The sequence below is a fragment of the Plantibacter cousiniae (nom. nud.) genome, from assembly GCF_977070315.1.
In genome coordinates this window covers 26,527-40,072 of record NZ_CDRVEU010000014.1, presented here as the reverse complement: position 1 = coordinate 40,072, position 13,546 = coordinate 26,527, and the positions used below count along the sequence as shown (strand labels likewise).

13 protein-coding genes are annotated in these 13,546 nt (G+C 59.2%); 5 read left to right on the top strand and 8 right to left on the bottom strand.

Annotation, left to right across the window (positions count from 1 at the left end):
- Window positions 1-168: 168 nt before the first annotated feature.
- Entirely contained in the window at window positions 169-909 is a 741-nt protein-coding gene (gene ompR, locus ACW55A_RS23355; RefSeq protein WP_003318889.1) for an osmolarity response regulator transcription factor OmpR, read from the top strand.
- Between the two features lie 163 nt (window positions 910-1,072).
- Window positions 1,073-2,383 (top strand): ATP-binding protein, encoded by a 1,311-nt coding sequence (locus ACW55A_RS23350; protein WP_003432212.1) that lies wholly within the window; start codon window positions 1,073-1,075, stop codon window positions 2,381-2,383.
- 254 nt (window positions 2,384-2,637) lie between these two features.
- On the opposite strand, the gene ACW55A_RS23345 is transcribed toward ACW55A_RS23350, so the two are convergent.
- The 4 genes from ACW55A_RS23345 to ACW55A_RS23330 all read right to left on the bottom strand — a co-directional run bounded on the left by ACW55A_RS23345 (window position 2,638) and on the right by ACW55A_RS23330 (window position 4,683).
- Window positions 2,638-3,105, bottom strand: a complete 468-nt coding sequence (locus ACW55A_RS23345; protein ID WP_455808326.1) for an inhibitor of vertebrate lysozyme family protein — start codon at window positions 3,103-3,105, stop codon at window positions 2,638-2,640.
- A 2-nt stretch (window positions 3,106-3,107) separates the two neighbouring features.
- Window positions 3,108-3,272, bottom strand: coding sequence for a DUF1328 domain-containing protein (locus ACW55A_RS23340; RefSeq protein ID WP_002555679.1), 165 nt, complete (start codon window positions 3,270-3,272; stop codon window positions 3,108-3,110).
- 55 nt (window positions 3,273-3,327) lie between these two features.
- Window positions 3,328-3,615, bottom strand: coding sequence for a hypothetical protein (locus tag ACW55A_RS23335; protein WP_498811649.1), 288 nt, complete (start codon window positions 3,613-3,615; stop codon window positions 3,328-3,330).
- A gap of 228 nt (window positions 3,616-3,843) precedes the next feature.
- A complete protein-coding gene (locus ACW55A_RS23330; protein WP_498811648.1) occupies window positions 3,844-4,683 on the bottom strand; it encodes a BON domain-containing protein in 840 nt (279 codons plus the stop codon).
- A gap of 197 nt (window positions 4,684-4,880) precedes the next feature.
- Here ACW55A_RS23330 and algB point away from each other — a divergent pair, with 197 nt between their 5' ends.
- Together algB and ACW55A_RS23320 are read left to right on the top strand one after the other, a co-directional pair.
- Window positions 4,881-6,227, top strand: coding sequence for a sigma-54-dependent response regulator transcription factor AlgB (algB, locus tag ACW55A_RS23325; RefSeq protein WP_003367401.1), 1,347 nt, complete (start codon window positions 4,881-4,883; stop codon window positions 6,225-6,227).
- A gap of 22 nt (window positions 6,228-6,249) precedes the next feature.
- On the top strand, window positions 6,250-8,025 hold the full coding sequence (locus tag ACW55A_RS23320) for a KinB sensor domain-containing domain (RefSeq protein WP_498811647.1): 1,776 nt from the start codon (window positions 6,250-6,252) through the stop codon (window positions 8,023-8,025).
- A 53-nt stretch (window positions 8,026-8,078) separates the two neighbouring features.
- Here ACW55A_RS23320 and ACW55A_RS23315 read toward each other — a convergent pair whose 3' ends face one another.
- The 4 genes from ACW55A_RS23315 to ACW55A_RS23300 all read right to left on the bottom strand — a co-directional run bounded on the left by ACW55A_RS23315 (window position 8,079) and on the right by ACW55A_RS23300 (window position 12,552).
- A complete protein-coding gene (locus ACW55A_RS23315; protein ID WP_003367397.1) occupies window positions 8,079-8,858 on the bottom strand; it encodes an N-acetylmuramoyl-L-alanine amidase in 780 nt (259 codons plus the stop codon).
- Between the two features lie 95 nt (window positions 8,859-8,953).
- Window positions 8,954-11,026, bottom strand: coding sequence for a diguanylate cyclase (locus tag ACW55A_RS23310; RefSeq protein ID WP_455808323.1), 2,073 nt, complete (start codon window positions 11,024-11,026; stop codon window positions 8,954-8,956).
- Window positions 11,023-11,898 (bottom strand): endonuclease/exonuclease/phosphatase family protein, encoded by an 876-nt coding sequence (locus ACW55A_RS23305; RefSeq protein WP_003367393.1) that lies wholly within the window; start codon window positions 11,896-11,898, stop codon window positions 11,023-11,025. The genes ACW55A_RS23310 and ACW55A_RS23305 overlap by 4 nt, the downstream gene beginning before the upstream one ends.
- A gap of 9 nt (window positions 11,899-11,907) precedes the next feature.
- Window positions 11,908-12,552 (bottom strand): thiol:disulfide interchange protein DsbA/DsbL, encoded by a 645-nt coding sequence (locus tag ACW55A_RS23300; RefSeq protein WP_003432225.1) that lies wholly within the window; start codon window positions 12,550-12,552, stop codon window positions 11,908-11,910.
- A gap of 294 nt (window positions 12,553-12,846) precedes the next feature.
- Between ACW55A_RS23300 and yihA the strand changes: the two genes are divergently transcribed.
- Window positions 12,847-13,482: a ribosome biogenesis GTP-binding protein YihA/YsxC gene (yihA, locus tag ACW55A_RS23295; RefSeq protein ID WP_003341625.1), complete on the top strand. Its 636-nt coding sequence runs from the start codon at window positions 12,847-12,849 to the stop codon at window positions 13,480-13,482.
- Window positions 13,483-13,546: the final 64 nt, after the last annotated feature.

Sequence of the window (13,546 nt, the reverse complement as noted above, 5' to 3'; positions counted from 1 at the left end):
CGCATTATACCCAGCGAAGCCGGATTAGGGGATCGGCCGACAAATGGGGTGTTTTTTCGGCGAAAACGCAGGCACAAGTGTCGCCTCCAGTAAAATCTGCTAACAATGCACAAGGTGCGCATCACCGCAGCTACGCCATAATGCGCCCCGAGATCAGAGGAGCATCCGATGAGCAGCACCGCACAAAATGCCGAAGGCGAAAAAATCCTTATTGTCGATGACGATCCGGGGCTGAGCAGTCTCCTGGAACGTTTTTTCACCAGCAAGGGCTACCGTGCCCGCGCCGTGGCAAATGTGGAACAAATGGACCGACTGCTGGCCCGTGAGGTTTTCAACCTTGTGGTGCTGGACCTGATGCTGCCCGGCGAAGACGGCCTTTCGGCCTGTCGTCGTCTGCGTGCCGCGAACAATCAGGTGCCGATTATCATGCTGACCGCCAAGGGCGATGAGCTGAGCCGCATCAAGGGGCTCGAACTGGGTGCTGACGATTATCTGGCCAAGCCGTTCAACCCGGACGAGCTGATGGCGCGGGTCAAGGCGGTGTTGCGTCGTCAGGCGGCACCGGTGCCCGGCGCCCCTGGCAGCGAAGACGAGTCGGTCAGTTTCGGTGACTACGTGCTGTCTCTGGCAACCCGCGAGCTCAAGCGCGGTGAAGAAGTGCACATGCTCACCACCGGTGAATTCGCGGTATTGAAAGCGCTGGTCATGCACGCTCGCGAGCCGCTGACCCGCGACAAACTGATGAACCTGGCGCGTGGCCGGGAGTGGGATGCGCTGGAGCGATCCATCGACGTACAGATTTCCCGTCTGCGTCGCCTGATCGAGCCTGACCCGTCCAAGCCCCGTTATATCCAGACGGTCTGGGGCGTAGGTTATGTATTCGTTCCGGACGGTGCCGGAAGTCGCTGATAACCCGGTTGTCGGCACAGACATCCGTCATTGCTGCCAGTTACGTCGATAATCTTTCACGAGCTTATCGACGTACTGGTTTTTTGCGTTCGTCCATCGGGTCCGGCCCGCGTTCGGCAAACCTGCGAGCCTCGCTCGCCCTGCAAAGTGTATGGCTGCAGTTATGAAGACTCCGCTCTGGTTCCCGCAAAGCTTTTTCTCCCGCACGCTCTGGCTGGTGCTCATCGTCGTGCTGTTTTCCAAGGCCCTGACGCTGGTTTATCTGCTGATGAACGAAGACGTGCTGGTCGACAGGCAATACAGCCACGGCGTTGCTCTGACACTGCGTGCTTATTGGGCTGCCGGTGAAAGCGACCGCGATGCGATTGCCGAGGCGGCAGGTCTGATTCGGGTGGTGGGCGGTGGCGTGCCGGAAGGTGAGCAGCACTGGCCTTACAGTGAGATCTATCAGCGGCAGATGCAGGCGGAGCTGGGCGCCGACACGGAAGTGCGTCTGCGGGTACACGCGCCACCCGCGCTGTGGGTGCGAGCGCCGAGCCTGGGTGACGGCTGGCTGAAAGTGCCGCTTTATCCGCACCCGTTGCGCGGTCAGAAAATCTGGAACGTGCTGGGCTGGTTCCTGGCCATCGGGTTGCTCTCCACGGCATCAGCCTGGATTTTCGTGCGTCAACTGAGTCAGCCGCTCAAGCGTCTGGTGTTTGCGGCGCGCCAGTTGGGGCAGGGGCGCAGCGTGCGGCTGCCGGTGAGTGACACGCCGAGCGAGATGACCGAAGTCTATCGGGCCTTCAATCAGATGGCCGAAGACGTCGAGCAGGCCGGGCAGGAACGTGAGCTGATGCTGGCCGGGGTTTCCCACGACCTGCGCACACCGCTGACGCGCCTGCGCCTGTCTCTGGAGCTGATGAACGACAATGAGTTCTCCGAAGGCATGGTGCGCGATATCGAGGACATGGACGCCATTCTCGATCAGTTCCTGGCGTTCATCCGCGATGGCCGTGACGAGGAGATCGAAGAGGTCGATCTGGGGCATCTGGTGCGCGATGTGGTTGCACCCTTCAATGACGATGAAGACAGCATCCGTCTGTGTCTGGAGCCTATTCCGCCCTTCCCGCTGCGTCGGGTGTCGATGAAGCGCCTGCTGACCAACCTGATTGGCAATGCCAAGCACCATGCCGGCAACGGTATCGAAGTCGCTGCCTATGTATCCGGTGACCGAAACGCGCCCTACGTAGTGTTGAGTGTGCTGGACAGGGGGGCGGGCATCGATCCGTCCGAACTGGACACCATTTTCAACCCGTTCATTCGCGGTGATCGCGCACGCAGTGGCAAGGGCACCGGCCTCGGCCTGGCCATCGTCAAGCGTATTGCTGCCATGCACGGGGGTAACGTCGAGTTGAGGAATCGTTCGGGAGGTGGTCTTGAAGCACGCGTCAGGTTGCCACTGGGGCTGATGTTGCCGAGGGATGCAATTTAAGACGGGATCGAAGCAGGAAGGAAATGTAAAGCGCCGTGCAAGGTCACTGGAGGCGTTCGAAAGGTCGACGCATTCTCGTGGACTTGCACGGCGGCTTGCCTGACCCGGCCCTTGGCGGAGGTACTCCCTGTACCCCTAGGTCACGCCGATCCACTTGATCAACGCGTCCCGGCCCCCTGGTCATGCGCGTACCTTCCTCAGGCCGCACAAAGCCGAAAGGTGTCGACTCCTGGAGTCGACGCCTTTCTTCTGAATCAATACCAGTTAGGGTCTTTGCGCAGCTCTTCATTCAAGAGCTTTTGCATACCCTCGTCAGGCTTACCCAGATAACGGTAAGTCGCGTGACGTGTTGGCGATTTGTCTGCGGGAAGACCGGCAGGCACTTCAACCAACATAGCGTAAGCATCTTCCTTGTCGATGCTGAAAGCCACGATCAGGCGCTTGCTTTTGCACGTATCGGCCGTTTCGCAAAGCGGCCCAACCAGATAGTTGTCGCCATCTTCAGTGGCCGCCGTCATCTGCTGCTCGGAAGCACCGGACAGGTTGATCACCCAATCCGGCAAACGCTCTTCCTTCTTGACGACTTTCGCCCATGTGGTGCGGTACTCGGGGGCGGAGCTCAGAAGCTCATTGACCCGAGACTGTCCATCATTGGCTGCCATGGCCATGACACTGCCACCCATCAACAGGGCGGCGGCCAGTGTGCGAAATGACGTGTGCATTATCAGCCTCGACCGCGACGACCGAAGAAGAACGACACAACGAACATCACCAGGAAGACGACGAACAGGATCTTGGCGATACCAGTAGCCGTGCCCGCGATACCACCGAAGCCCAGTACTGCAGCAACGATAGCGATGATCAGAAACGTGATTGCCCAACTCAACATGGTGATACTCCTTTTTGATGCCGTTTTAATAAGGGGTGCTGCTCTTAAGGTCGGGTCAGAAAACCCATTTTTGCTGTGGAGCGACTTCATCTACAGAAACCACGCCGTCAACGTTGCGCAGGCTTGAGGACATGTCCTTGACCGCTGGAGCGCTGACGCCGCGATAGGAAATGCTGCTGGTCTGGATGAATTGCTGTTTTGGTTGAGTTGCCTCGTTGGCTTGATTCCAACGCTGGAACTGCTGAATGGCGATCAGAGTGACGAGCAGGGCAAGGAGCAGAAAAAGACCTTGCTGGATGTGCAGGGGAGAGATACGCAATTGTGAAATACGCTGGCTGTTCATCTGCAAACTCCCCTGGCCTGAGTGGGCATTCAATCTGATGGGTCGTTGTGTATCGACCTTGTTGAATAGGTTATTGCAGACTGCATGCCAGTTTTTTGAGTGGATTAAAATCCTTTAAAATCAATAGCTTATTAAGTTTGACGAGAGCGTCCTACCAGCAAGCTGCACGATTACCCCTTTGTAATCGTGCGTTCTGCACGAGGCGTTCGACACTCCGGCCCTGAACTGTCAGCCTGCGCTGCGCGCCATGACCTTCAGTGCGTCGCCGTTGACGCCTTTTACGCCACGAATATTTCGCGCGATTTCCACGGCCAGTTCCTTCTCGGCGAAGTTGGCAACCACGCCATTCAGGCTGACCACACCTGCCTTGGTGTCTACTTTGATATTCAGCCCATCCAGCGTCCGGCTGTAGATCAGGCTCGCCTTGACCTTGCTGGTGATCCAGGCGTCACTCATTTCCTCGGTCGGGTTCAGCGACTGTGGCTGGGTCTTGGCCGCAATCGAGTCGGCCGCGCTGAGGCTGATCAGGTTGTTGACGCTGACCACGCCATCGGTGTTACTCGCCAGGCTACCCGCCAGTTCCTTCGCTTCAGGGCTTTGCGCGCGGCCCTTGAGGGTGATCACGCCGTCCTTGCTGTCGACATCGATGGTCAGCGCTTCAGTCACGCTGCTCCACAGCAGTTTGGATTTCACCGTCGCGACCAGCGTCGCATCCTCGAAGCGCTGAGCCATGTTGGTCCGTGTGCCGGGCTCGCTGGCAACAGAAGGATCTACCTCCAGCTGATTGTCGACCTTTTCAATGCCTTTGGTATCCAGCGCGATGCGTTCGGCCAACTCGCGGTCCACTTCGTTTTCAACCTTGCCCTTGAGCGTCGCGGTGCCTTGTTCGACACCCACATCGATCTTGAACGGGCTCAGATGCTTGTTCAGCGCGAAAGCTGTCCAGATCGAACCTTCCTGACGCGCCTCGGCGAGTTGAGTGGGCAGGTCTGGCTGGGCAAGCACCGGGCCGCTGCCCAGCAGCGCAGCGGCGGCCGTGATCAGAGCAATCTTTTTCAGTGAAAACATAGGAGCGTTCCTTTTGCGGTGAGATCTCGTCTCCGAATGGACGGTTTTAACGGCATAAACGCGGATTAATCAGGCTGTTCGCCATTAGCTGATCAGAAAGCTACCATGCATGCCGAAGAATCAATCAGAATTGACCATGCAACTTGCCCGATGATTCCGAGACTAACTGAGACAATTCATTAAGGAGCGTAGGAAAAATGGAAGCAGCCACTGAGAATCAGGGCCGTATTCTGCTTGTGGACGATGAGTCCGCCATCCTCCGCACTTTCCGGTACTGTCTGGAAGACGAAGGCTACAGTGTCGCCACTGCCAACAGCGCAGCCCAGGCCGACACGCTCATGCAGCGTCAAGTATTCGATCTGTGCTTTCTCGATTTGCGTCTGGGTGAAGACAACGGCCTGGACGTGCTGGCGCAGATGCGGATTCAGGCGCCGTGGATGCGTGTGGTGATCGTGACTGCCCATTCGGCGGTGGATACCGCTGTCGATGCCATTCAGGCGGGCGCAGCCGATTACCTGGTCAAGCCGTGCAGTCCTGACCAGTTGCGTCTTGCAACGGCCAAGCAGCTTGAAGTCAGGCAACTGTCTGCCCGTCTCGAAGCACTGGAAGGCGAGGTTCGCAAGCCCAAGGATGGTCTGGATTCCCACAGCCCTTCGATGATGGCGATACTGGAAACGGCCCGTCAGGTTGCCGTGACCGATGCCAACATCCTGATTCTGGGCGAATCGGGTACCGGTAAGGGCGAGCTGGCCAGGGCGATTCATGGCTGGAGCAAACGGGCCAAGAAGTCCTGCGTCACCATCAACTGCCCGTCGCTGACCGCAGAACTGATGGAAAGCGAACTGTTCGGCCACAGTCGTGGCGCCTTTACCGGTGCCAGCGAAAGCACGCTGGGCCGCGTCAATCAGGCCGATGGCGGCACCCTGTTCCTCGACGAAATCGGTGACTTCCCGCTGACGCTGCAGCCCAAATTGCTGCGCTTCATTCAGGACAAGGAATACGAGCGCGTCGGTGACCCGGTGACCCGACGTGCCGACGTGCGCATCCTGGCGGCCACCAACCTCAACCTTGAAGACATGGTGCGCAGCGGGCGTTTCCGTGAGGATCTGCTGTACCGCCTGAACGTGATCACCCTGAATCTGCCGGCCCTGCGTGAGCGCAGCGAAGACATTCTGACCCTCGCGGACCGCTTTCTGGCGCGTTTCGTCAAGGAATACGCGCGTCCGGCCCGAGGCTTCAGCGAAGAAGCCCGTGCCGCGCTGCTCAATTACCGATGGCCAGGCAACATTCGTGAGCTGCGAAACGTGATTGAGCGTGCCAGCATCATCTGTCCACAGGATCGCGTAGAGGTCAGTCATCTAGGCATGGCTGAGCAACCGACCAACAATGCACCACGTGTGGGCGCGGCCTTGAGTCTGGACGAGCTTGAAAAGGCACACATCGGGGCCGTACTGGCAACCAGTGAAACCCTTGATCAGGCCGCCAAGACGCTGGGTATCGATGCTTCGACGCTTTACCGCAAACGAAAACAGTACAACCTATGAAATACCTCAAATGAAGCTGGCCATGAAGTTGCGCACTCGCCTCTTCCTGAGTATCTCGGCGCTTATCACGGTCGCGTTGCTTGGGCTGCTGCTGGGGCTCGTCAGTGTCATGCAGATGGCCCGTACTCAGGAATCACTGATTCAGCATAACTTCGCCATCCTCGATCTGGGTTTGAAGTTGCGCCAGAACCTGGGTGATCAACTGGTGTTGATGACCGGTGCCAATCGCAATGAGGCTGAGCTGGACAGAATCCAGCAGCAGTTCGAAGAACTGCTGGAGGAAGGGTCGGCGCAGGACACCCAGCAAAATGTGCGTAACGGTTTTGAGAAGACCCGGGGCGATTATCAGCGATACATTGCCACCTGGAAGCAATATGGCGATGATCCGCGAGGCATACGGGGCAACCCGCAACTGAGCGAGAGTTTCGACGCTCTGCGCAACGGTCTGCTGAGTGTGCATCGCAAGGCACTGGAGAACATCAGCACCGCCGAGATCAATTCCAGGGACCGTGCATTGTGGATCGCCGGCTTGTTGGGGCTGGTCGGGCTGGCGGTGCTGTGCATCGGCTTTGTGACCGCGCACGGCATCGCCCGCCGTTTCGGTGCACCGATCGAGGCGCTGGCCAAGGCTGCCGATCGCATTGGGGAAGGTGATTACGAGGTCACGCTGCCCATTTCCTCGGCCGCAGAAATGAACCTGCTGACCCGGCGCTTCGGCATCATGGCCGAAGCCCTGCGTCAGCATCAGGCGACCAACGTCGATGAGCTTCTGGCGGGCCAGCAGCGCCTGCAAGCGGTCCTCGACAGTATCGACGACGGCCTGTTGATGATCGATCGCCAGGGTCACCTGGAGCACCTGAACCCTGTTGCGCAGCGCCAGCTCGGATGGGACGAGAGTCGCCTTGGGCAAAGTCTCGGCGAGGCATTGAGCCGTCCAGAACTGGATGAGCAACTGCATCTGGTGCTGCGGGGCGGAACGCTGGAGCGCGCGCCGGAAGATCTGGCCATCGAAATCGACGGCGAGTCTCGATTGCTGACCTATAGCATGACACCGGTCAGTCACACCAAGGGCCACATCCTGGGTGCTGTGATGGTGCTGCACGACGTGACCGAACAGCGTGCTTTCGAGCGGGTACGCAGCGAGTTCGTCCTGCGCGCCTCGCATGAGTTGCGCACGCCGGTCACGGGTATGCACATGGCGTTCGGCCTTCTTCAGGAGCGTCTGCATTTCGCTCCCGAGTCCCGTGAGGCCGATCTGCTCAATACAGTCACCGAAGAGATGCAGCGCCTCATGCAGCTCATCAACGACCTGCTGAATTTCTCGCGTTACCAGAACGGTCTGCAGAAGCTGAAACTTGCACCTTGTTACGTGGAGACCTTGCTGCAGGAAGCCAAGGCGCGCTTCGAGGATCAGGCCCAGGAGCAGGATATTGTGCTGATGCTGGATATGCAGGAGCCCATGCCGCGTCTGCATGCCGATCAGTCCCAACTGGAGCGGGTGCTGGATAATCTGCTGGACAATGCATTGCGTCACACGCCGCCGAACGGCCTGATCCGCCTGCAGGCCAGGCGTCACGGCGAGCGGGCGATCATCAGTGTCGAGGACAACGGTGAAGGCATTGCCTACGGACAGCAGGGGCGGATCTTCGAACCCTTCGTCCAGGTGGGTCGCAAGAAAGGCGGCGCCGGGCTCGGGCTGGCGCTGTGCAAGGAGATCGTCCAACTGCACGGCGGACGAATGGGCGTGTACTCAAGGCCAGGGCAGGGCACGCAGTTCTATATGGCTTTACCGCTCTGAGGGCTTGATCGGCAGGCCCTTATCGGCTGACTGAGCGCCAGCCCCCATGCGCTTCAATTCGAGTGATTGAGCACCTGCAGGATGGCCGCGCTCTGTGCGTCGGGCTCGCCGTCGAAGCGTGCCGGGCGATAGTGCATCTGAAACGCGGCCAGTACCTGGCGCGTAGCGACGTCCAGCTCACCGGTTTGCGGAGTGCTGTAGCCCAGGCGTGCCAATTGCTGCTGGAACCAGGTGATGCTCGGCAGGTTGGCTGCCAGCAATGCCTGACGCTGGGCAACCTGGCGTTCGTCCGGCCAGTTCCCCAGACCTTCGGCAGCGAGGCGTTTCCACGGGAACAACGGCCCCGGATCCTGCTTGCGCAACGGGGCGATGTCGCTGTGACCGATGATGTGTTTGGGGTCGATTTTGTTACGTTTGACGATGTCCTTGAGCAGGACAATGATCGACTGGGTCTGCGCTTCGGTGTACGGATACCACAGGCGACCTGTCGGCGTTTCCTTGAAGCCCGGGTTGACGATCTCGATGCCGATCGAACTGGAGTTGAGCCAGGTGCGGCCTTCCCACTCGCTTTCGCCGGCATGCCAGGCACGCGCGTTTTCATCGACCAGCTTGTAGATGGTGGCCTTGCTGTCGTCACCGATCAGGTAGTGGGCGCTGACCTCGCCATGGGTCAGTAATTGCAGCGAGCGTTCCAGTGACGCCGAGGTGTAGTGCATCACCACATACTGGGCACGGCCATCGAAATTTACCGAGGGGTGGCTGGTGTCCAGCCTGGGGCCGCTGGCGCAGGCAGTGAGGATGAGCATGATAAAGGCGGAGAAATACAGCTTCATGAGGTCGGCAGCGTCGGCAGGAAATGAAACATCATAACAAAATGTGTACAAATAGCATGGGTCGCCGGCTATTTGTTCAGGTCAAAATGTTTCAGTCAGCCCTGTTCGATGCGGTTCCGGCCGTTCTCCTTGGCCTTGTAAAGCGCCTGGTCGGCACGTTTGATAGCGGTGTCGCTCCGTTCTCCGGGGCGAAAAGCCGTCAGGCCAATGGACACGGTGATGGTGACTCGCTCACCCTTGAAGTGGAAGGGGCATGACTCTACGGCGGCGCGCAGTTCGTCGAGCAGCGTCAGCCCCGTGGCAGGAGGTGTTGCAGGCAGCAGCATGACAAATTCTTCGCCGCCAAAGCGTGCGAGGAAGTCGTTGGCGCGCAGGCGTTTGCTGAACACATTGGCGACAATCTTCAATACCTTGTCGCCAGCCAGATGCCCGTAACCATCGTTGATGCGTTTGAAATGGTCCAGGTCCAGAATGCAGACCAACAGACTGTTTTTTTCTTCCTGCCACCGGGCCATTTCTTGTTCGAGGCGCTCGCCCCAGGCTGCTCGATTGGGCAGTCCGGTGAGCGGGTCGATCAGGGCCTTTTGACGCTGTTCTTCCAGGTGAGTCCTGAAACCCAGGGCTTCCTGTTCCATACTCGCGACGCGGGCTGCCAGACCTTGCAGTCGCGAGGCCACTTCGCGCTCGCGTGCATCGCGCTTGAGCTGGTAGTGATCCATGGTGCCGAGCAGGGCTTCAAGCCGATTGTCGAGCACCCGCTTGAGGCTGGGCAGATCGGAGGCGTCCTGAACACTGCTTTGCAGACCGCCCACTTGTTCGCGCAACTGGTCGTTGAGGTCGCGCGCGGTGGACTGATCCTCGGCGTGATCTTCACTGGCCGCCTGCAAGTGGCTCTGAAACGATTCGAGCCGTTCATTGAGCTGCTTGAGGTAGGTGCCGAACTCCTGTTGACCGCCGTTGTTGATCGCCAGCATCAGCACCGCCATATCGTCGAGGATTGGCAGCAATTCGTACCAGTTAAGCCCATGTTTCAAGCGTAACTGCATATCCTCGACCTGCGGGCGAAAGTGCTCGGAGAGGGTCAGGTCGTCCAGCAGGCCCAGCAGGGTTTGTTCAATATGCGCAGCCACCGAGCTGTAGCTGGGCTCGGGTGATGAGGGTAGCACGTAGCCTTCTTCGCCTTCTGCCGTCTCGGGCTGCTGCTCGGCCTCTGCGTCGGGTTCTTCAACTGTCGCGTCGATTGGCGCGGGCCGTTGTTGATAGGGCACTGACGGAACAGGCGCCAGGAGATCCGCGAAATCGATGGGTTCGACAGTGACAGGTGCAGGTTCGGCGAAGGACTCTGCCGGTGCTGGAGCAATATCCGCAGCCGTGACCGATGGTGCAGGTTCTTCAGGCGTTGCAGCGGCGGGTGTCACGACGGCAGGCGTATCGGTTTCCGGGACAGGCGTGGGCGGTGTGCTGTCTGTGGCCGCGGTGGCTACGGTGGCAGGTGAGTCATCGACCTCGGCTTCGCCATGAGCGATGTCTGCCGGGGCGTGAGTGCTTGCTGCCTGCGGCTCTGCATCGGGCTCATGCGTGTCCGGTGCCGAGGTGGGGTCTTCGGGGTGAGCAGCCTCGGGATGAGTATCGTTGCCTTGGCCTTCGCGCGAACCGAACAGGCGTTGCAGCAATCCCTGGCGCGGCCCTTCTTCGGGTTTTTCAACCTGGGTCAGGGCCTGGCCCTGCAAATTGCTCAACTCGCCGAGCAGCAGGGGCAGCTCACGGGCTTGTGAGGCACGCTCTTCAAGCTCCTTGGCAAAGCGCTTGAGTGGCTTGCGTACGTCGCGTGGCAGCGGCAATGACTGCAGTTGCGCAACCAGTGCGGTCAGTGCCGAGCTGATTTGCGCGGCCCGTACTTCGCGGCGTTGTTCAGAGTCCAGTACGGCCTTTTCGAGGCGCGGGATCAGGGCTGCCAGGCCCGCGTCCATATCATCCTTGCGGACAATTTCGCGCATCTCCTTCATGCATTCGTCGACGGCGCGGTCAGAGCCCTCTGCCGCCAGACTGCTGCGTACCAGACCGCGTCGCAACAAATCGAGCCGCGCATCCCAGCGTTTTTCGAGCTTGTCCTGTTGCTCGATCCCTTTAAGGTATTTCTCTTTCCAACGCTCCGCGTCGTCGCTCATGCAAGGCTTCCACCAGAGGGCACAGGCAGTGAGTCCCCACGCAGTGAGTCAGGCAGGCGAATCTCGACAGCGACAGGCAGATGATCGGAAATGGGCTGTGCCAGCACCTGCACACGTTCGAGCGTCAGGGTCGGGCTGAGCAAAATGTGATCGAGGCAACGTTGTGGTCGCCAACTGGGGAAGGTTGCTTCTATCTGCGGAGCCAAAAGCCCCAGGTCCCGTAGCGGCGAGTGTTCCAGCAGGTCGTTGGCATGGGTGTTCATGTCGCCCATCAGCACTTGATGGCGGTAACCGCCGATCAGTTCGCGAATGTAGGCGAGCTGCCGGGTTCGGGTTCGGGTCCCCAGCGCCAGGTGCATCATGACCACGACAAGGGCATCTTCGCCCTCGCCGAAGCGCACGAGAATTGCGCCGCGCCCGGCAGGACCCGGCAGCGGATGATCCTCGATCTTGGTCGGGCGCAGACGGCTCAACACACCATTGCTGTGCTGCGCCAGGCGCCCGAGGTTGCGATTGAGTTGTTGATACCAGTACGGAAAACCACCCAGCTGGGCAAGGTGCTCGACTTGGTTGATAAAGCCGGAGCGCATGCTGCCGCCGTCGACTTCCTGCAGTGCCACCAGATCGAATTCATTGATCAGATCGCCGATCTTCTGCAGGTTGCCAGCTCGACCGCCATGCGGCAGCAAATGCTGCCAGCTGCGCGTCAGGTAATGATGGTAGCGCTGGGTACTGATACCCACCTGGATATTGAAACTGAGCAAACGCAGCCTGCCGTCTTCCGGCAAGCCGTTTTGCAGCAGATGATGTTCGTTGACCTGCGGATCATGCAGGCCAACGATACGGGTACTGCCTTTGCCCCAGCGGCGCATGATGTGCGCTTACTTGGCGGCTGTGCTAGCCGCTCGCTCTTTGGCAATCAGTTGATCGGCAACTTCCAGGGTCTTTTCCGGACCACCGGCAGAACCCAGGTCAAAGCGGTACTTGCCATTGACGATCATGGTCGGAACGCCAGTCACTTCGTACTTCTTGGCCAGTTCCTTGTACTGGGCGATCTTGCCCTTGACTGCGAAAGAGTCGAACGTTTTCAGGAAGTCTTCCTTGTTCACGCCCTGTGTGGCGACGAAGTCAGCCATGTCATTCTTGTCGGTCAGACGCTTGCCGCCTTTCTGGATGGCTTCGAATACGGCCGCGTGAACCTTGTGCTCGACGCCCATGGTGTCGAGGGTGATGAACAGCTGGCCGTGTGCATCCCACGGGCCGCCGAACATGGCAGGGATGCGTACGAACTTGACGTCGGACGGCAGTTTTTCAATCCACGGATTGATCGTTGGCTCGAACGCGTAGCAGTGCGGGCAGCCATACCAGAACAGCTCGACGACTTCGATCTTGCCTGGCTCGGCAACAGGCACAGCGCTCGCCAGCTCGACGTATTGCTTGCCTGCCTCGATGGGCGTGGCGGCCTGGGCGGACATACCGAACAGACTGGCGGCAACCAGAGCGGCGCTGATGATCAGATTACGCATGCTTTACTCCTGAGCAGATTGAATCGCCTTCAAGCGACGGTGGTTTCGACCGGACGCGAAAGCCTGAGTTCGTTAGTGTAACGCTGAGGTTGTAAAAATGGGCGACCGTGGACGGCCTTTTTGCATAAGGAGTGAAGCAGGTCATGTCTGAATGTTCCAGCACACCGGTCAGAGCGGCGCGATACGGTGTGAGTGTGGGCCGGGGGACAGGTGTGTCATTATATGCGCACGCATCCAAACGAAACCGACACCTCTTGCCGCACCCCTTGCAGGCAGGTCTTCACCGGAAATCACATGCAACTCAAAAACCCCATCCTCGGTCTGTGCCAACAGGCCACGTTCATGCTCAGCGCCGCCAAGGTCGACCAATGCCCCGACGACGAAGGTTTTGAGGTCGCATTTGCCGGTCGCTCCAACGCGGGCAAATCGAGTGCGCTGAACACCCTGACCCACGCCAGCCTGGCGCGCACATCCAAGACCCCGGGGCGTACCCAGTTGCTGAACTTTTTCGGCCTGGACGAAGATCGCCGTCTGGTCGACCTGCCCGGTTACGGCTACGCCAAAGTGCCCATCCCGCTCAAACTGCACTGGCAGCGTCACCTGGAAGCCTACCTGGGCAGCCGCGAAAGCCTGAAGGGTCTGATCCTGATGATGGATATCCGTCATCCAATGACCGACTTCGACGTGCTGATGCTGGACTGGGCCATCGCCAGCAACATGCCGATGCACATTCTGTTGACCAAGGCCGACAAGCTGACCTACGGCGCGGCCAAGAACACACTGCTCAAGGTTCAGGCCGAGATTCGCAAAGGCTGGGGCGATGCAGTGAGCATCCAGTTGTTCTCGGCCCCCAAGCGCATGGGGCTGGAAGAGGCTTACACCGTGCTGGCCGACTGGATGGAACTGGAAGACAAGGCGCCTGCGGAGTAAATCGCAGGCAAAAAAGACCCCGGACTTCGCATGGGGAGGGGGAAGTTCCGGGGCTTAAGGTCCA

Coding starts and splice junctions, on each gene's coding strand:
- ompR (WP_003318889.1), top strand. CDS start 169: ATGAGCAGCACCGCACAAAATGCCGAAGGCGAAAAAATCCTTATTGTC.
- ACW55A_RS23350 (WP_003432212.1), top strand. CDS start 1,073: ATGAAGACTCCGCTCTGGTTCCCGCAAAGCTTTTTCTCCCGCACGCTC.
- ACW55A_RS23345 (WP_455808326.1), bottom strand. CDS start 3,105: ATGCACACGTCATTTCGCACACTGGCCGCCGCCCTGTTGATGGGTGGC.
- ACW55A_RS23340 (WP_002555679.1), bottom strand. CDS start 3,272: ATGTTGAGTTGGGCAATCACGTTTCTGATCATCGCTATCGTTGCTGCA.
- ACW55A_RS23335 (WP_498811649.1), bottom strand. CDS start 3,615: ATGAACAGCCAGCGTATTTCACAATTGCGTATCTCTCCCCTGCACATC.
- ACW55A_RS23330 (WP_498811648.1), bottom strand. CDS start 4,683: ATGTTTTCACTGAAAAAGATTGCTCTGATCACGGCCGCCGCTGCGCTG.
- algB (WP_003367401.1), top strand. CDS start 4,881: ATGGAAGCAGCCACTGAGAATCAGGGCCGTATTCTGCTTGTGGACGAT.
- ACW55A_RS23320 (WP_498811647.1), top strand. CDS start 6,250: ATGAAGTTGCGCACTCGCCTCTTCCTGAGTATCTCGGCGCTTATCACG.
- ACW55A_RS23315 (WP_003367397.1), bottom strand. CDS start 8,858: ATGAAGCTGTATTTCTCCGCCTTTATCATGCTCATCCTCACTGCCTGC.
- ACW55A_RS23310 (WP_455808323.1), bottom strand. CDS start 11,026: ATGAGCGACGACGCGGAGCGTTGGAAAGAGAAATACCTTAAAGGGATC.
- ACW55A_RS23305 (WP_003367393.1), bottom strand. CDS start 11,898: ATGCGCCGCTGGGGCAAAGGCAGTACCCGTATCGTTGGCCTGCATGAT.
- ACW55A_RS23300 (WP_003432225.1), bottom strand. CDS start 12,552: ATGCGTAATCTGATCATCAGCGCCGCTCTGGTTGCCGCCAGTCTGTTC.
- yihA (WP_003341625.1), top strand. CDS start 12,847: ATGCAACTCAAAAACCCCATCCTCGGTCTGTGCCAACAGGCCACGTTC.